The following is a 17,168-nucleotide window of genomic DNA, read 5'->3' as shown; positions in this document are numbered from 1 at the left end:
TAGACTATTTTTGCTGTTTATGAGGTGTGATATTTTTGTTACAAGTTTCCGGCCAGTTCAATTTCCATTCCAAATATTCCTCTCTAGTAATCTCCCCAGCTTTCAACTCATTTTTCCTAACCAACCATTCCCGCATAAAATCATCTACAATGCCATATTTGAACCACAATCCCACAGGCGGATGAGCAGGCCAATCATCACTGTCATTATAACACACAGCGGTATCATCCGAAGCATTACACTTCCCCGGATTCCTTACAAGCTGGAAAAGGTTGATTGCAGCCGGATTATCTTCATCCAGCCAGAAGAAGGTCTGCATAATATCTTCCGCTGAACCAGAAACCTCACTAATCAAATTCAACGGATTCACGTCTAAAACTTTTGCTATCTGCAACAAAGTATTTTTCTTAGGTACTCGATAATTCGTTTCATATTGGGCTATTCGGTTATCAGCTCCTTTTTCATCAAAGCCTATTCCAACACCTAACTCTTTTTGTGTTATGCCCCGGAAGTTACGGATAAATTTGATTTTTTCGCCTACTGTCATCTACTATTCACCACCTTTTCCTCTATTATAATGGATAATCTGAAAATAGTAAATAGAAATATTAACATTTTTGCGAAACAAATTCTTGGAATTAATTTATAAGCGAATGCATAATATAAATACAACATTAACAACAATGTTAATAAAAGTGAATGAGCTGTATTATCTGTCAACAAACTTCCATCAGGGCCTCGTAAGGGCGAGTGAAGAAAGACACTTCTGTAAATGGTGGGAATATCGAAAAGGGGCAATCCCATAGCCGCATGAGCTGTTGAGGTCAGTTGAAATACTGGCAACAGGCGATACAAACGGAAGCCGCAAATCAAAAAGGAAGGAGATTCATTATTGAACAACACTTTATTTGTAACAGCCAGAGAAATTGCAGAAGAATTAGGCATTTCAAAACCATTTGCCTACAAACTGGTACGACCGATGAATGAAGAACTAGAAGCAAAAGGTTTTCTTACTATCGCAGGAAGGGTAAGTCGGAAGTATTACGAAGAAAAGTTTTATGGAATAACAAAAGAGAATTAAGAAAGGAAGTGGCAACATGGCAGTCTATTAATGCGAGAAGCGGGGAACGTGATTCGTGTCGTTCCATTATAATGACTAGACTGGTAAGAATTGCAGGAAGGTTAAGAGGGGCTTTAAAACAAGGCGTGAGGCGGGGCGTGGGAGCAGCATTTTCTGATGAAAGAAGGTTTCGATTTAGATATGACATTTTCTGAATTTGTGACTGCTTATACCAGAGATATGTAGCCGAAGTTAAAATACAATACATGGATCATGAAGGAACTATCGTTCGTTCTAAATTACTTCCCTGTTTTAAAGATAAGAAAATGCGGGATATTAAGCCGAAAGACATTATTTAGTGACAGAATAAGAAGATTTCTTATTGTGATGAAAAGGAGAAGCCCTATGCACCAACATATTTAAAAATGCGGCAATCAGAGTCAAGCGTACTATTCAACATAGGGTACGGTTTTATGAACTAAAAAGTAATGCGGTGATCAGAGCCGGTCGCTGGGTAAAGATAAGGCAGAAGAAATGCTATTCTAGACGAAAGAAGAATATTTAAAGTTTGCTGAAGCTGTCAAAGAGAAAACTTATTCTTATTATGCGTTTCAGATAATGTACTGGTTAGGTTTAAGATTAGGAGAATTGCTGGTCCTGACGCCGTAAGATATTGATTTTCAAAACGACGCTTTCGAAATTACAAAATCCTATCAGCGCTTACAAGGTAAGAACATTATAAGCGATTTCAATACACCTAAAAGTAAACGGATGATTAGTATGCCGGATTTTTTATGTGAGGAATTACAAGATTATATCAGCAAATTATACGGTGTCTTCCCCACAGACAGAATATTTCATATTACCAAAAGTTTTCTACACCATGAAATGAGCCGTGGAGCCAGTCTGACAGGAGTAAAAAGGATAAGAGTACATGATTTACGTCATTCCTATGTATCATTACTTATCAGTATGGGCTTTTCAGCGGTATTAATCGGGAACCGGGTAGGCCATGAAAGTGTTGATATAACTTACCGATAGCACATATGTTTCCAATCGAGCAAAGTCAAATGGCTATGAAACTTAACGAAAGAATTTAAGGAGAGAACAGAAAAATGAGTGGAACACATAAATATCCTACTATCAGTTTCCATATTTCGCCTAGAGAGCGACAGGAAATAGAAGACGAGATATTTACCAGCGGTATGAAAAAGAAAGACTATTTTATCTGCTCCTGCATTTGCAACAGGGTTTGTGTGGCAGGTAAAAAAGAAACAGTATATCAAATAGTTGAGAAGCTACAGGATATGGAAAAGCATTTGACTGAATTAGCAGAAGTTTTTACGAATAATAAGGCGGAATTTACTGCACAGGAATTAGAGGAAACGAAAGAAAGTTATCTTGATTTATTAAAAGCAGTTATATGAATGCTAGACGGGGCGAAATATCTTTGGCAGGGCAAAGAAAATACCCAGAAAGATTAAACCGGAGCATTTTTGTGATAACAAAAGCTGAAGACTTTGTACCATATCTCGCAAATATAGTGTACCAAAGGCACCAGCGAATTTCAACGAGAATCGCACAGGAAGGAGCAGGAAATGGAACAGTTGCAGGAGCAACAGGAAGTAAAACTTATCAGTATGAATATGATACAGAGTCAGCAGATAGAGTGGCTCTGGTATCCATACATTACATTCCTTTTGGAAAAATAACAATAGTGCAGGGGAATCCGGGTGAAGGGAAAACTACATTCGCTTTAAATCTGGCAGCACGAATCTGTGAAGGAGAACGGTTCGGACAGGAGAACACAACAGGCGTTCCATTATCTATCATTTATCAAACAGTAGAGGATGGCTTATCTGATACACTTAAGCCACGGCTTGAGGAAGCAAAGGCAGATTGCAGCCGGGTTCTTGTCATTGATGACCCGGGAAAAGTCTTTAACTATGGATGATGACCGGCTGGATAAAGCTATCAATGCTACTGGAGCAAGGCTGCTTATTTTAGACCCAATTCAAGCCTACTTAGGCGGTGTAGACATGAACCGGGCGAATGAAGCAAGAGATATAACAAAGAAATTAAGCCAGCTTGCAGAGCATACGGGGCATATGATTGTTTCTATTTGGTGGCATGATTATGAAATTTATTGACTATACTCAAACCAAGTTACTAATTAGTCACAAGGTTGGAGGTATAGTATGCAGTGGATATTACAGGACATTCCACTAGGAAGAAACATTCAGACCGTGCGAATGTCAAAGAATATGACACAAATAGAAGTGGTGGAGCAATTACAACTGATTGGCAGCATGATGTCACGAAGTACATTAGCAAATATTGAAGCTGGGAGAAGGAATATCAAGGCCAGTGACTTGAAAGCATTACAAGTATTGTTTGACGTGGAGTACAGCGAATTTTTTAAAGACTAACTGAAAAAGGAATAAATTATGGAGAAAACTATGTTATATTCACAGTTATATGAATATCTTGACGGATTCACAGCATTAGATATTGATGATATTTTTAATCAAATAATTAATGAGTGGACTAATGAACAAGTGGAAGCCTTTGTGGAAAAGTTATTTCTGGAAATCAAAATGGATTATTTTGAAAACCCTTCTTACTTTAATTTTTATGCAAATTCAACACTTGGAGGTGCGGCATATCCATGTAGTGCCTTAGAATGTCGTCTTAATAACTTAGACAACCTATTGAGATTTTCTTCTTTATATGCAGATAAAGTACTTATACAATCTCCAATAGATGCTCATTATGAGAGATTAGAAAGTGATAAGGATATAGACAGGGTTAGTTTAGCCACTGATATTATTATATTGTTATATATAAAGCCTCTTGTACTAAATGGTATTGTTGGCTTTTTTTCATCTTATATTTGTTTGTGTCAAGAGTGTTTGAAGAAAATAGTAAAAAAAGAAGATGATATTAAAAATAGTTTAGAAGAAATACAATCTTTCATTTATGATGATTGCTATAAGAATATCCAATGTACTTTACAAAGAGATGAAGATGGTGTTGCCTATTTAGCAATCCAAGGTGCTGAAAAATATGGTTACCATAAACAAACAGATATTCTTTTTGTTAAAGAACCACAACGTATTAGTGAATTATTGTTAGATAAAGCAAGTGTGAAGTTAACTTCTAAAATGATGAAGAAATTTGGTATTATAGAAGACTTAATTAATCCGGCGATGAACGACCTATTTCAAGCACAAATAAACACCATATTCTTGGATAGTTCTTACATAACCAATAGAGTATTTGATGCTGAAATTATTGAATTTATTAAGAATAAAAACATTAGCGGGGATTTGATTGATAGAGCGAATTTGATTTCGGATGATTTGTTTCATAGAGTTCCTTTAATAAGTGATGTTAGAGTTGAAGACATTGTAGAATTACGTTTAAAAGATGGGCAATCATTTGTAAATTATCGTGACAGTTTGAATAGAATATTGAAAGATTACAAAAAGTTAGATAGGAAAGCAATTACTGAAATTCAAAGAGATATAATTGAACCAGACTTGCATTCGATAGAAAGAACAATTAGTTCGAACAGAAGTAGCTTATTGAAAGCAGCTGGTAGAGATGTCATACTAACGGGTCTAGGCGTGGGGATTGGCTTGTTTTCTGGAATATTACCGTTTGATTATGCTACGGTTTTAGGAGTTATGGGAGGGATTCCTACTTTATCTAATATAATGTCTAATATCGGAAAAGGAAATTCAAAAGGATGTGTAAAAAATAATAACTTTTACTTTTTGTTTAAATTGGAAGATAAATATAAAAGATTATGATTCTTTACTATGATTAATAAAGGCAATCGATTATTGGTAATTGTCACACATGGCGCTAGAGCCATGTTAAATTAAGCATTCAAGGCATGATACTCTGAGATACCCGTATGATACCTGTTTCTCCCGAAGCGATATATAAGCTATAATTTGGATAAAACAGGCACGAAAAGTCTTGAAAAAACACCGTATAATTAGCAAATAAGTTAATGAATCAGGGAGTTTGAATAATTTGAAATATTAAAGAAATCCAGTAACCTGTGGACAACAGAATGATAAGAAATTGCATTTAGATATACCAATCCATATTAGAACGTCCTTAACTGTGGGAAACACGGCTAAGGACGTTTTATTGGTTTTGAAATGGTTTTATTAAACACATAGATAGTAAATTAAGCTGCGTATTGTCATTTTGAATGTGTAATTGCTGACAAGTATGTTTCCAGTTTTCCCACTGGAGGATAATTCAAAAGTCACTTTGGTGTAATCCATTCTTTCGATTGCTATTTGCGTTGTTGGAAAACATTCACCTAAATCGCACCTAACATAAAAGGTATCATTGATATTTAAGTCTTTATAAGTGGATTTGAGTTCCTTGGAAATTAAAGAAGTTGAACCGTTATCACCAAGCTCATAATTCACTTTATATATTTTGATATTTCTGATTCCATAAGTTGAGGATATGGAAAATTCTTCACCAATCTCATCAATAATGACTACATTATCATTGTCGTCTATATTGAAATCCGAGTTATAAGGTATTATTTTGAATTTTTCATACCTTGTGTTTTTAGTTACAAATACTTTCCAAATGTGTCCAATAACATAAAGAAGAAACAGTATGCAAGTAACGATCGAAGATATATTTGAAATGATTTGCCACATACAATCACCTATTTCGCATATTTTTTTATTTGTTTTGAAAGGATTCAATCAGTTCGCCGTTTAATTTCTTTGAGGGACTTTCGCCCCAATTTGTGTGGTATCGAACTTGGGATAACTTATTGTCTAGGTATCTGCAAATAGTATAGCAGATATGTTTAGAAACTGCCAAGATGAAATGAAGCAAAAATGTAGTGAAAGATATAAAGAACAGTTTATCTTTGGGGAATTCCTAAAATTAGGACATTTACTGGTGCTTTGATGAAAAAGGTACGGTACGTTGCCTTATCTGTGGCAACAAGACTCGGACGATGATACGAAAAGATACAGAAGTGATAAATTTTCTGTTATAAATCATAAAGTTGAAATTTAAAAAAGTTTTTCAAACCGTCTCATTGCATAGGTTTTTCCTTTGACTTATACTTGAGTACAGGAGGTGCTGACAATGGCAAATGAAGATAAAAAAGATTTTAATGCAATGCTGCACGATAGTAAGGATATGCCGAAATTTCAGACGATTACGGATGAAAAAAGTATAGAAAAGTATGGTGGAGACAAAATGTATTTTGCACCGCCGATTGCTTACGATAAGGTTATGCGGCTTGTACCATATGGGAAACTACTTACTGTAGGTGCTATAAGAGAATATTTTGCAAATGTAAACGGGGCCGATTTTACAGAGCCGATTACGGCAGGAATCTTTGTTTCGATTGCTGCGTGGGCGAGTTATCAGCGTTCTGAAGATGAAACTCCTTATTGGCGCACATTAAAGGCAAATGGGGAATTAAACGAAAAATATCCCGGCGGCATTGAGGCACAGAAAGAGAAGCTGGAAGCAGAAGGACATACAATTATTCAAAAAGGCAGGAAGAATATCAGATACTATGTTAAAGATTATGAAAATGCTCTGTTTACGTTATAGGTTTTTTGGAAAGAGGTTTCCATATCTTGATTTACACTTAGGACTAATCGGTGAATTACCTGTGCTTATTTTGTAGTGTATGATATACTATAGTAGTGCTGTAATTTGTAAAAGAAGTTGAATTCATGTCGAAATATTTAGCAGATATTCATTTGTTGTATAAAATTAGAATTACGTTATGGAGAGTACGGTGTCAATATATTGAAAGATGGGGTAATTACTATAAATAGAAAACTGCGGGATAAAATAGGAAACTCTAGAATCCAATTTTTCATCAATGAATCCAGTGAGCAGATTAAAATAAAGCTATGTGGAGAAGGCAAAGGATTTAAATGAAATAAAGCGGGGCGATTTTGCAATTCTTATGTTTGGAATAAAGTTAGTAGAAAGAAGATGTGAAGCAAGGAAACAAAGGGCAAGGGAGCGTAGCAGAGCCAGATATCTAGCTAATGCAGTTGAACTTAATCGTATATTTTTATATGAATATTGTGAAGGTATTATTTTAAAGGCACGCAAAGAATTTCCAGAAGAAATGGAGGCCGGATATAAGAGCTATCCTTTTGAAAGTTGTGTTATAAAAAGAATGAACAGATTATTGGGGAAATTCCATATTTTCAAAAACCAGTATCTATATGACGATTGTGTCAGTATATGTAGTATTGCCTATTTATATAGTGTGAGTCAGTGTGTCATTCACAAATATTTGTACTTTAAAGGATATATAAATAAAATGCTGCCCATTTTCATAAAGTGCCAAATGCGCCTGTCAATTGATAAAAAAGCCAGAGAATGTAATTATGATGACGCATATAGGTATAATAGGATGTGAATTTTTGAGATAGTGATATTCTGAAGGCCTGTGATACAGCCAACAACATACCACAATCAATTACTTAAAGAGTTAAAATTCAATTCACGTAGTCAGAAATAATGATGAACTAGAAGGCAGGAGAAGCAGGGGGACAAACATGTCAAAAGGACTTATTGACATTATATTAGATAATATATTTGACAGTAACTGGGTGGGGCGCAGAGGGGAAAAGCTGACGGAACGGGAGTTGAATTTGGTCAAGCTGTTTGGAAGAAAAGGGAAAGTTCTTCGTAATCTCTATGTGCCAAAGGAAAATGGAGAAACCTCGGAGATAGATGTTGTATTCATAACCCAGAAGGGCATTTTTGTGATTGAGAGCAAGAATTATTCGGGATGGATATTTGGAGATGAGAAGTCTCCGTATTGGACGGCATCCCTGCCGAATAAAATGAAGAATAAGTTCTATAATCCGATTTTGCAAAATAAAACTCATATAAAATGGCTGGATAAGTTCTTGGGTGGAGAAATACCGTTGTTCTCTGTAATTGTGTTTTCGGAGCGCTGTGAGCTGAAAAAGATACAGGTAGATAATCCGGATGTGCATGTGATAAAGCGGGACCGGATTTATGCCACGGTAAGAGCTGTGTGGGAATCCAATGAAGATTGCTTGGATGAGCAGAAGTTAAATGAGGTATATGGAAAGTTAGAGGCTTTGACCAAAATTGATGAGGCTGTGAAGCTGGCCCATGTGAGTAAAATACAGGAAAAATACAAGAAAAAGGAGAAAAAAGAAGTACCGGCGGATGAAGGGACAGAGGTACAAAAGATTTGTCCTAAGTGCGGAGCGGTTTTGGTTCTTCGGACAGCGAAGAAGGGCAAGAATGCCGGCAAACAATTCTATGGATGTTCTAATTATCCAAAATGTAGATATACGATAGAGTTTAGTGATGAAGAGAATTCGTAGGTGAGAAAAATAATCCTGCGCTAGACCGCCACATTAATTATTTCATATAAAATTTTCGAATATTTGCCAGACTATATTCCCAAACAAACGGGAAATGGTCTGGCTTTTTGTTTTCAATTAATAAAATGATGTTTCATGATTTTTTGGTGTAAGACTAATTCTGACATATAATTTCTTAAAATAGCATTATTCGACATTTAACTGTTGACAGTTTTGACACGTTAAAGTAAAATAGTGCTTATAAAAAGGAGAGCTGAGATAAAATGAAATCAAAGTATCGTATTGTAACTTTGCGAGAACAAGTAAACGGCTTTATCAAGTCTCGAATTGTGAATGGAGAAATTAAACCCGGGCAAAAAATCAATGAATTTGAATTGGCAGAAGAATTGGGAATCAGCAGGGGGCCGGTGAGAGAAGCGCTCAGACAGATTGAGCAGGAAGGTCTTGTATTATATGAGCCTAATAAGGGCTGCACAGTCACTAAGCTCACGGTGAAAGAAATGTATGAAATGAGTCTGTTAAGGGCTGACTTGGAAATTTTGGCTGTGAATGTGTGTGAAGGTAAGTATTCGGACGATACGATTGAAGAGATGGAGAAACACGTTGCAAGAATCGATGAATATGATAGGCAGAAAAATCTGGGTAAGGTAATCGAGGAGGACCAAGCTATTCATGCATTACTTGTACAGGAACCTAATCTTCCGTATCTGATGAAATTGTGGCACATACTGGATGGCACTAATATCGCGGTGTATTCCACATTGGATTCGATAGGCCTGCTCTGCTGGGGAAGGATTGGGAGAAATCATAAGGAACTGCTAGAATGTGTGAAGACCAGAGATATAGATATTATCACAAATAATTTAAAACTCCATTATATTAGTGTTTCAGAATTTGTAAAAAAATTCATAGAAGGAGAGGATGACCATGTATAATTATCCCGCTGCAGAGCGTAAGACGCAGGAAGTGAAATATGGCAAACACAGTGTGCTGGATGAATATGAATGGATGCGTGATGCTTCGGCTCAAGATACCATCTCATTCACGGAGCGGCAGAATGAGTTTACCGATGAGTATTTTAAGAATTACAAGACTCGTTTCGAAAAATATTTGAGCGAACAGCAAGAGATGGCCCGGAATTTGATGTATCATGAGACTGTCAGAACAGCTGGCGGAATAACGGCATTAGGAGTATACGATGACGGGATATCGAAGAGTGTTTTGCTGAATGAGGACTTTACTGTAAAAGAAGTAATCACAGATTCCGACTTCATGGAAGGGGTTCATGTTCACGGTATTTCTCCGAATCCGGCGCACAATAATTTGTGTATTTTACACGTTCTTAGAGATAAAGCGGAAAGAACCAGTGGATTGGTCTACGATATTTGCAGCAGGGAAGTCTTGGCTGAGCTAAAAGATACATTTTCGGTGGGCTGGTCTTCATCCGGTGAATATGTCTATTATTCTAAGGCGGAGCACCGCGAAGACGGTACGATCGAGAATACGCTGCGCAGATATTGTGTGGCTGCAAAAGAAGAGGCCGTATTGTATACGCACCAAGGGCATGCGGCTTACGGCATGGTCTACCCGATGGACGAGGGTGGTGTGGCTGTCAATTTTGCGGTGGACTATCATGCGGGTGACATGGTCATTTACGAAGAAGGGCAACAGATCATCGAGGTTCCATATGACGGCAATGCCCGTATATACATAGGCTCCGATGAGACGCGCCATTTTTTCATGACGGATGAAGACGCGGTGCTTGGAAAAATTGTGGCGGTCGAGAAGGGGAAGGAATTTCACACAAAGACAACATATATAGAGGAAACGGATGAAAAAATATCGCAGGCGGGCATAAATCATGGAAAAGTGATTTGCATTTATGAAAAGGCCGGTTCCCAGAGCCTTTGTGTGTACGACCAGAAAGGTGAAAGACACGAGATTACGTTACCATGTGTATATGGCAAAATTGAGATTGCGGAGCAGGAGTTTCACTCTGAGCGGCCACTGTTCTCTTATGAAAGCTTTTCCGTTCCGGCGAATGTAATGGAATTGAATCTGGAAAGTTATACAGCAAGTACGGTTTACGAAAGCAGCGCGGCCTGTGAAGATGTAATAGAGGAACTTGTGTATTATACTTCTTACGATGGAACGCGCCTGCCGGCATATATTATTCGCAAGAACAATGTGCAAAAAGATGGAAATAATAAGACGCTGTTTTATGGATATGGCGGATATAATGCCACAAATTATGTGAGTGCCCAAGCGTGTGGGATGACCATCGCCAATTGGATTGAATCGGGTGGAATCTATGTGCATTGTATTATACGCGGCGGCGGAGAATTTGGGGAAGACTGGCACAGAAGCGGGTGGAAAGAAAACAAAAAGAATGTATTTGACGATTTCTGCAGTATTGTAGAAGGAGTGATAAATGACGGCTGGACTAATGTGTCGAAAATTGCAGTATGTGGTCTGTCGAATGGAGGGCTGTTGATGACTGCACTCATTACGAGAAGACCAGATTTGTTTGGATGCGTAATCGCGTCTGTACCTCAGACGGACCTGCTGGGATTTGTATATGACGACCGTGGTTCTATGTATATTACCGAGTATGGAGATCCACGGGAGGACGATATGTTTGAATATATGAAATCATATTCACCCTACCATAATATAAAAGAAAACATGTCCTATCCGGGAATTTATATTCAGGCTGGCGCAATGGATAATAATGTTCCGGCTTACCACGCTAAGAAGTTTACGGCAAAAATGCAGGAACTTCAAGGCAAACGGCCGGTGCTTCTGCGGGTACTTCCCTATGGAAGCCATGACCGGGGAATGGGAGAGTATTTCCACCGGACGATAGCAGAGATGAGAACGTTTATCGATATAGAACTTGGGTTAGGAGATGAAGATAATGAGTAAATACATACTAAAAAGAGTATTATCAATCATTCCGACGGTTTTAATTATTATCTTTGCGATATTTTTTATTCTGGATTTTACACCGGGAACACCGGGACGAGTTATTCTGGGCGTAACGGCGACTGAAGAGCAGGTAAATAATCTGGACGAGGCGCTGGGATACAACAGGCCGGTCGTTGTAAGATACGTTGATTATGTTGTACATGCGGTGCAGGGGGATTTTGGCACTTCATACGTGAGCCAGCAGCCGGTGGTTGACATCCTCGCCCCTAAATTCCCGACGACGTTAAAGCTTGCTCTGCTGGCTGTCGCGATTTCCGCATTGCTGGGAATCCCTATGGGAATTATTTCGGCCCTTAAGCCCAATTCATTTTTGGACAGTACATTGACAACGGTGGCATTGTTTTTCGCAAGTGTCCCGTCCTTCTGGCTGGGCCTTATGTTTATGCTGGCATTTTCGCTGGTACTGGGCTGGCTGCCTTCCAGTGGCATCGGTACGTGGAAACATTATATTATGCCGGTCATCACACTAGTGCTGCCGTCGGCTGCCTACCTTTCGAGGCTGACAAGATCTACAATGATAGACGCGATTAATCAGGATTATATCAGGACAGCAAAGTCAAAGGGAGCGACAACCTCTCGTGTCATGTTTCTGCATGCTTTAAAAAATGCGATGATGCCGGTTGTTACGCAGCTGGGAATGAGTTTTGCATCTCTTTTGGGAGGCGCATTGATTACAGAAATGGTATTTGGACTCCCGGGGTTTGGATCAGCAATTGTAAATGCAATTAAGACGAAAGACATTCCGATTGTAATGGGAGGCATTATATTCTTATCGACGATATTTATTTTAATTATGCTTGCGGTTGATTTGATATATGCGTTCATTGATCCTCGTGTAAAAGACATGTATGAGTAAGAGGGTGCGACTATGTTTAATTTGTTCAGAAATAAGAAGCTTGTAAAAAATACAAACCCATCGCAGGGGCAGTTGATTTGGGAAAGATTTTGTAAAAATAAGATGTCGATGTTTGCGTTGATTATGCTGTCGATTATTATATTTGTCGCTATATTTGCAGACGTGATCGTGGATTTTGAATCGAAGGCGATTGCCCAGAACGTAATGGCCAGAATGGAGATGCCATCAGCGGCACATTGGTTTGGAACCGATAATTTGGGCAGAGACCTTTTTGCAAGGGTAGTACACGGCGCCAGATATTCTATGATATTCGGTATCGTGTGTACAGCCTTGGCGCTGTTCGGCGGCTGTGTATTTGGCGCTACGGCAGCGTATTTTGGCGGGAAGATAGACTCTGTCATTTGCCGTATCATGGATACGTTCATGTGTATTCCATTTATGCTGCTTGCGCTGTCACTTGTATCGGCGTTTGGCTCAGGATTGAGAAGTATGACGATTGCGATGGTAATTGCGAGTGTCCCGAGTTTTACAAGAATGATACGCTCCATCGTACTCACAGTAGTGAGGCAGGACTATATTGAAGCGGCGAGAAGCTGCGGGACCAGCCATGTGTCAATTATATTTAGGCACGTGCTGCCAAATGCGATGGGGCCGATTATTGTAAATGCGACCATGAACGTGGCAGGACTTATTCTATCGGCGGCAGGACTCAGCTTTATTGGTATGGGAATCCAGCCTCCGAATCCGGAATGGGGATATATGTTGTCGGAAGCAATGCCATATATGCGGCTTGCGCCACATCTGGTAGTATTTCCGGGGTTGGCAATCATTATTACAGCGCTTTGCTTTAATCTTTTAGGAGACGGGCTGGCAGATGCGTTTGACCCAAAAAGGCGTGGGTAACAGAGGATTATGGACGCAGAAGAAGCGTTTTCATATATTAAATTTTATATTCCATAAAGGAGGAGAAAAATGAGAAAGAAAAGAATGTTGGCGTTAATGTTAGTGTTGGCCATGGCAGTAAGCGCATTTGCGGGATGTTCCAAAAACAATTCTGACAAATCATCAGGTGATGGAGGCGGGAAAAAGGAGAAGGATACACTTGTTATTTTGGATACACAGGTTGTAGAGGCATTTGACCCTTTAAATACTGCGCTAAACTACAAGCTTGAGTGGCATCAGCTTTTTGATGTTCTGATTGAATTCCAAGAAGATGGAAGTATGGGACCGGGACTTGCGGAAAGCTTTGAACCTACAGATGATGGAAAAGGATACATTTTCCACTTACGTGACGATGTTGATTTTACAGATGGAACACATTTTAATGCGGAAGCAGTTAAATTTTGTGTAGACAAAATCAGAAGCTTTGAATTGTCTTCATGGGTACAGGCTTATATCGGTGAAGCAGAAGTAATCGATGAGTATACAGTCAGAATTGATAAAGTAGCTTCTCATACAAAGCTTCTTGAATTCTTATCAGAATATTTGTATATCGTTTCACCTACAGCTTACGAGAAGGATCCGGAAGGATTTGCAAAAAATCCGGTCGGCTCTGGATGTTATAAATTCAAAGAAATCGGCGCTGACGGATATATCTATATGGAAGCAAATGAAGATTATTTCCGTGGGGAACCATACTTTAAGAACCTTGTGTTTAGAACACCGTTAGACCCTTCAACTGCAGTTGTAGCGCTTCAGAACGGTGAAATCGATATGGTACTGACGATGCCGCAGGATCAGGTGGAAATTATAAAAGACAATCCTAAGTTCAATGTGATCAGTTCTTCAGGCTGGGGTGTGAAATCGGTATTCTTAGAGGGGCCCAATCTTATGAATGACCAGAACCTTAGAAAGGCAATCTTCCATGCTGTGAACCGTGAAAACGCCATTACATTTGACAACGCACCGGAAGGTTCAAAGCCGGCAAAGAATATGTACTCTGAACGTATGATGGGCGAACATGCAAACTTCATGGATATTGGCGGCTATGACGTGGAACTTGCGAAAGAGTATTTGGCAAAATCAGATTACGATGGAAAAACATTGAAACTGACTATTACTTCAGATTTGGCTAATATTGCCCAGTCCGTTCAGGAGGATTTGAAAGCAATTGGAGTGAAGACAGAAATCAACCAGCTGGATTCCAACGCGTTTTGGGCAGCGTTCGCAGATGGAAGTTGTGACATCACCATTGCAAGCTGGGGATGCGATTACGCTTCCTTGGAAGAACAGATGGGATTCCATGCAGGAAATGGCTATTACGGAAAGATTTTATACAACACTCCAGAATTCGACGCACTCTTGGCTGACGCGGCGAATGAATGGGATGATGAGAAACGTGGAGTGCTCTGTGAAGAGGCTTTGAAACTTACCTATGATTTTGCGAATATGGTTCCGATTTATGAAGATACAATGACGAATGTTTACAATGCTGATCTGGATGGCATTGAGGATATTTGGTCAGCTACATTTAATCTCTATTTATATAAGGTGAAACTTAAATAATATTGAAACAAGGGGATTCAGTCCCCTTGTTTACTTATAGCATAGGAAACTTTGCCTCCTATGTTATACAAAAGTATGAGTTAGGAGGAAGAGCTTTGATTTTAGTGAAACATGGGACGGTTCATTTTCCAAAAGGAGAGACAAAACAAGTTGATATTTTGATTGATGGAGATAAAATTGTTGAAGTTGGAGAGAACCTCACGGCTGACGGGGAGCTTATTGACGCGTCGGGATGTGAAGTCTTTCCCGGATTTATTCTCCCTACAACAAGTGTAGGAATTTATAATTATGCGGATTTGGCACATACCGATTCGGACGAAAAATCTACCCCAGTCAATCCCGATCTACATGTACGGTATTCGCTGGATCCGGTGGAGGTAAAAATACAAGGATACGAAAGACACGGGATTACGGCATTTGGCGCGGTGCCAAATGAATCAGCGCTCATAGCAGGACAAACAGGGGTCTATCATACGAGCGGAAGAACAGCAGAGGAGATGGCTGTCTCAGAAGATGTGGCATTGAAAGTGAACTTTGTTCCCAGTGTGAAAAGAACGTTCATGGCGCGGGACATAAGGCCCATGACGAGGATGGGAATGGCTTCGATGTTAAGAAGCGAGCTGAAAAAAGCAGCATTGAAAAAAGCGGACGATACTGCGTATGAGCCGGGAAGAGACGTCTTGTGCAGGGTGCTGAGCGGAGAACTGGCCCTGCTTTGCAATGTGAGAGAACGATTTGATATAGAAACGATACTTGAGATTCAGAAGGAATTTGGATTCAAGTTAATCTTAATGGGCGCTTATCAGGCGGATGCCGTGCAGGATAAGATACAGGAAGCAGGGGCGTCTGTGATATTAGGCGATTTAATCGACGGAAGCTTTGTGACTTATTATGATTCCGATATTCCGGCGCTCGTTGAGATGTCCAAGAAAGTACCGACCGCCTTTTCCAATAATAGCTCAGGTTATGAAGGCCTTTTATGGAGTGCGGAGAAGGCCGTGAGAAATGGGCTGGACGCGGAGCAGGCGCTGGACATGATTACAATAAATACTGCGGACATCTTAGGTGTGGCAGACAAAATCGGCTCAATAGAAGTTGGAAAATATGCAGACATTTCCATTTGGGTTGGGCATCCGTTAAAAACATATGATGCACATATTCAAGTATGTATCACTGCAGGGAAAATCTGGAGGGCGGAATAATGAGTATGCTTATAAAAGATGCGTTGATTTATGATATGGAAGGAAATGCACCTTTTAAAGGTGACATTTATATGGAAGAGGGAAAAATCGCACAGATAGGAAGCGGGCTGGACATCTGCGCCGATGAAGTGATTGACGCGGACGGCCTTGTCGCACTCCCGGGTTTTGTGGATGCGCATTCTCATTTGGGCGGATTCCATATGTTAAATTATGATGAGTGTGATTTTAATGAGATGACAGACCCAGTAACGGCCGATGTACGTGCTATCGATGGATGTAATGTTCATGACAAATGCTTCATGGATGCGTGCAAAGGCGGTGTGACCACCATGTGCATTACGCCGGGAAGCGGGAACCCAATTTGCGGCCTTGCCTTTATCGCCAAAACAGCCGGGAAAGATGACATACATGAGCTTGTGATAAAAAATCCGTCAGCGTTAAAGCTGGCCTTCGGAATGAACCCAATCGGTGTGTATGGAAAGAAAAACCAGATGCCGATGACGCGGATGGGCGTTATAAAAGTTATGCGGGACGCCTTTCATAAGGCAAAGGACTATATGGCTAAGAAAGAGGCCGCTCAAGGAGATATCACAAAAATGCCTGACTATGACGCGAAGCTGGAAGCGATTTCCCTCGCGCTGAGCCGTCAGATACCGCTGAAAATACATTGTGAGCAGTTTGACATGATGACGGCGATTGAACTGGCAAAGGAATTCGATTGTGAATACACCATTGAGCATGCGTGGGGGGCAGAATTCTTTCTTCCCGAGTTAAAGGAAGGCGGCGGGGCCATCAATTACGGCCCGGTAGGAGTACCGACCGGTTACGGAGAACTCACACACGCGAATATTGCAGAGGTGAAAATGCTGGAGGATGCAGGTGTCCATGTATCAATCATGACAGATTCACCGATTACGATGCCTGAGTTGATATATATTCAAGCGGGAGAAGCGGTACGCCGAGGCCTGTCCCATGAGAGCGCGCTGAAAATGATTACGATTAACCCGGCAAAAACGTTGCACGTGGATGACCGTGTAGGCTCTATCAAGGTAGGGAAAGACGGAGATATTGTCTTGTTTAATGGCATGCCCGCGCTGGATGTGGCGGCAGGAGTAAAATATACGATTGTAGAAGGCAATGTAGTTTATAGAGGATAGACAAGGAGA

The 17,168-nt window shown here is 39.8% G+C and carries 19 protein-coding genes and 1 pseudogene; 18 read left to right on the top strand and 2 right to left on the bottom strand.

The features are described 5' to 3' along the window. Positions 1 to 4: 4 nt before the first annotated feature. Positions 5 to 547 carry a helix-turn-helix domain-containing protein gene (locus BN6465_RS18710; RefSeq protein WP_066738058.1) on the bottom strand — a complete coding sequence of 181 codons (543 nt, stop codon included), beginning with the start codon at positions 545 to 547 and terminating at the stop codon, positions 5 to 7. A 345-nt stretch (positions 548 to 892) separates the two neighbouring features. Between BN6465_RS18710 and BN6465_RS18705 the strand changes: the two genes are divergently transcribed. The 7 genes and pseudogenes from BN6465_RS18705 to BN6465_RS18680 all read left to right on the top strand — a co-directional run bounded on the left by BN6465_RS18705 (position 893) and on the right by BN6465_RS18680 (position 4,875). Continuing rightward, entirely contained in the window at positions 893 to 1,081 is a 189-nt protein-coding gene (locus BN6465_RS18705) for a MarR family transcriptional regulator (RefSeq protein ID WP_066738054.1), read from the top strand. 245 nt (positions 1,082 to 1,326) lie between these two features. Then, positions 1,327 to 1,419 (top strand): tyrosine-type recombinase/integrase, encoded by a 93-nt coding sequence (locus BN6465_RS21760; protein WP_330384842.1) that lies wholly within the window; start codon positions 1,327 to 1,329, stop codon positions 1,417 to 1,419. A gap of 313 nt (positions 1,420 to 1,732) precedes the next feature. After that, on the top strand, positions 1,733 to 2,101 hold the full coding sequence (locus BN6465_RS21755) for a tyrosine-type recombinase/integrase (RefSeq protein ID WP_330384856.1): 369 nt from the start codon (positions 1,733 to 1,735) through the stop codon (positions 2,099 to 2,101). 74 nt (positions 2,102 to 2,175) lie between these two features. Then, positions 2,176 to 2,487, top strand: coding sequence for a hypothetical protein (locus tag BN6465_RS18695; RefSeq protein ID WP_066738052.1), 312 nt, complete (start codon positions 2,176 to 2,178; stop codon positions 2,485 to 2,487). 171 nt (positions 2,488 to 2,658) lie between these two features. Further along, positions 2,659 to 3,156 (top strand): annotated as a pseudogene (locus BN6465_RS18690) (AAA family ATPase); the annotation flags it as partial. A gap of 102 nt (positions 3,157 to 3,258) precedes the next feature. Next, complete coding sequence (locus BN6465_RS18685; protein WP_066738050.1) at positions 3,259 to 3,489, top strand: helix-turn-helix domain-containing protein; 231 nt, start codon at positions 3,259 to 3,261, stop codon at positions 3,487 to 3,489. Positions 3,490 to 3,507: 18 nt separating this feature from the next. Then, positions 3,508 to 4,875 carry a hypothetical protein gene (locus tag BN6465_RS18680; protein WP_154670293.1) on the top strand — a complete coding sequence of 456 codons (1,368 nt, stop codon included), beginning with the start codon at positions 3,508 to 3,510 and terminating at the stop codon, positions 4,873 to 4,875. 369 nt (positions 4,876 to 5,244) lie between these two features. Here the strand turns inward: BN6465_RS18680 and BN6465_RS18675 are convergent, their stop codons facing one another. Beyond that, positions 5,245 to 5,757: a hypothetical protein gene (locus BN6465_RS18675; protein ID WP_066738043.1), complete on the bottom strand. Its 513-nt coding sequence runs from the start codon at positions 5,755 to 5,757 to the stop codon at positions 5,245 to 5,247. 242 nt (positions 5,758 to 5,999) lie between these two features. Between BN6465_RS18675 and BN6465_RS21750 the strand changes: the two genes are divergently transcribed. The 11 genes from BN6465_RS21750 (at position 6,000) to BN6465_RS18625 (ending at position 17,159) form a co-directional block, all read left to right on the top strand. Next, a complete protein-coding gene (locus BN6465_RS21750; RefSeq protein ID WP_154670315.1) occupies positions 6,000 to 6,107 on the top strand; it encodes a cysteine-rich KTR domain-containing protein in 108 nt (35 codons plus the stop codon). 92 nt (positions 6,108 to 6,199) lie between these two features. Further along, the gene (locus BN6465_RS18670) at positions 6,200 to 6,676 is read left to right on the top strand and encodes an MGMT family protein (protein ID WP_066738041.1); all 477 of its coding nucleotides are present in this window, start codon (positions 6,200 to 6,202) and stop codon (positions 6,674 to 6,676) included. 310 nt (positions 6,677 to 6,986) lie between these two features. Continuing rightward, a complete protein-coding gene (locus BN6465_RS18665; protein ID WP_066738039.1) occupies positions 6,987 to 7,505 on the top strand; it encodes a hypothetical protein in 519 nt (172 codons plus the stop codon). Positions 7,506 to 7,644: 139 nt separating this feature from the next. Continuing rightward, on the top strand, positions 7,645 to 8,451 hold the full coding sequence (locus BN6465_RS18660; protein WP_066738037.1) for an NERD domain-containing protein: 807 nt from the start codon (positions 7,645 to 7,647) through the stop codon (positions 8,449 to 8,451). A gap of 263 nt (positions 8,452 to 8,714) precedes the next feature. Then, positions 8,715 to 9,386 (top strand): GntR family transcriptional regulator, encoded by a 672-nt coding sequence (locus tag BN6465_RS18655; RefSeq protein ID WP_066738035.1) that lies wholly within the window; start codon positions 8,715 to 8,717, stop codon positions 9,384 to 9,386. Then, complete coding sequence (locus BN6465_RS18650; RefSeq protein WP_066738033.1) at positions 9,379 to 11,376, top strand: prolyl oligopeptidase family serine peptidase; 1,998 nt, start codon at positions 9,379 to 9,381, stop codon at positions 11,374 to 11,376. The genes BN6465_RS18655 and BN6465_RS18650 overlap by 8 nt, the downstream gene beginning before the upstream one ends. Next, complete coding sequence (locus BN6465_RS18645) at positions 11,369 to 12,295, top strand: ABC transporter permease (protein WP_066738031.1); 927 nt, start codon at positions 11,369 to 11,371, stop codon at positions 12,293 to 12,295. The genes BN6465_RS18650 and BN6465_RS18645 overlap by 8 nt, the downstream gene beginning before the upstream one ends. 12 nt (positions 12,296 to 12,307) lie before the next feature. Beyond that, positions 12,308 to 13,198 (top strand): ABC transporter permease, encoded by an 891-nt coding sequence (locus tag BN6465_RS18640; protein WP_066738028.1) that lies wholly within the window; start codon positions 12,308 to 12,310, stop codon positions 13,196 to 13,198. 69 nt (positions 13,199 to 13,267) lie between these two features. Continuing rightward, positions 13,268 to 14,800: an ABC transporter substrate-binding protein gene (locus BN6465_RS18635; protein ID WP_066738026.1), complete on the top strand. Its 1,533-nt coding sequence runs from the start codon at positions 13,268 to 13,270 to the stop codon at positions 14,798 to 14,800. A 104-nt stretch (positions 14,801 to 14,904) separates the two neighbouring features. Further along, the gene (locus BN6465_RS18630; RefSeq protein WP_227183820.1) at positions 14,905 to 16,002 is read left to right on the top strand and encodes an amidohydrolase family protein; all 1,098 of its coding nucleotides are present in this window, start codon (positions 14,905 to 14,907) and stop codon (positions 16,000 to 16,002) included. Next, entirely contained in the window at positions 16,002 to 17,159 is a 1,158-nt protein-coding gene (locus BN6465_RS18625) for an amidohydrolase family protein (protein ID WP_066738023.1), read from the top strand. The genes BN6465_RS18630 and BN6465_RS18625 overlap by 1 nt, the downstream gene beginning before the upstream one ends. Positions 17,160 to 17,168 lie beyond the last annotated feature (9 nt).

The organism is Bariatricus massiliensis, assembly GCF_900086725.1.
GTDB lineage: Bacteria > Bacillota > Clostridia > Lachnospirales > Lachnospiraceae > Allocoprococcus > Allocoprococcus massiliensis.
The sequence above is the reverse complement of the archived record's forward strand: the minus strand, read 5'-3'. Positions and strand labels throughout refer to the sequence as shown.

What these genes read in the sequence shown, in the direction of transcription:
- BN6465_RS18640 (WP_066738028.1), top strand. Translation starts at nt 12,308, where the DNA reads ATGTTTAATTTGTTCAGAAATAAGAAGCTTGTAAAAAATACAAACCCA.
- BN6465_RS18710 (WP_066738058.1), bottom strand. Translation starts at nt 547, where the DNA reads ATGACAGTAGGCGAAAAAATCAAATTTATCCGTAACTTCCGGGGCATA.
- BN6465_RS18685 (WP_066738050.1), top strand. Translation starts at nt 3,259, where the DNA reads ATGCAGTGGATATTACAGGACATTCCACTAGGAAGAAACATTCAGACC.
- BN6465_RS21760 (WP_330384842.1), top strand. Translation starts at nt 1,327, where the DNA reads ATGGATCATGAAGGAACTATCGTTCGTTCTAAATTACTTCCCTGTTTT.
- BN6465_RS18675 (WP_066738043.1), bottom strand. Translation starts at nt 5,757, where the DNA reads ATGTGGCAAATCATTTCAAATATATCTTCGATCGTTACTTGCATACTG.
- BN6465_RS18680 (WP_154670293.1), top strand. Translation starts at nt 3,508, where the DNA reads ATGGAGAAAACTATGTTATATTCACAGTTATATGAATATCTTGACGGA.
- BN6465_RS18650 (WP_066738033.1), top strand. Translation starts at nt 9,379, where the DNA reads ATGTATAATTATCCCGCTGCAGAGCGTAAGACGCAGGAAGTGAAATAT.
- BN6465_RS18655 (WP_066738035.1), top strand. Translation starts at nt 8,715, where the DNA reads ATGAAATCAAAGTATCGTATTGTAACTTTGCGAGAACAAGTAAACGGC.
- BN6465_RS18695 (WP_066738052.1), top strand. Translation starts at nt 2,176, where the DNA reads ATGAGTGGAACACATAAATATCCTACTATCAGTTTCCATATTTCGCCT.
- BN6465_RS18645 (WP_066738031.1), top strand. Translation starts at nt 11,369, where the DNA reads ATGAGTAAATACATACTAAAAAGAGTATTATCAATCATTCCGACGGTT.
- BN6465_RS18625 (WP_066738023.1), top strand. Translation starts at nt 16,002, where the DNA reads ATGAGTATGCTTATAAAAGATGCGTTGATTTATGATATGGAAGGAAAT.
- BN6465_RS18660 (WP_066738037.1), top strand. Translation starts at nt 7,645, where the DNA reads ATGTCAAAAGGACTTATTGACATTATATTAGATAATATATTTGACAGT.
- BN6465_RS18670 (WP_066738041.1), top strand. Translation starts at nt 6,200, where the DNA reads ATGGCAAATGAAGATAAAAAAGATTTTAATGCAATGCTGCACGATAGT.
- BN6465_RS18635 (WP_066738026.1), top strand. Translation starts at nt 13,268, where the DNA reads ATGAGAAAGAAAAGAATGTTGGCGTTAATGTTAGTGTTGGCCATGGCA.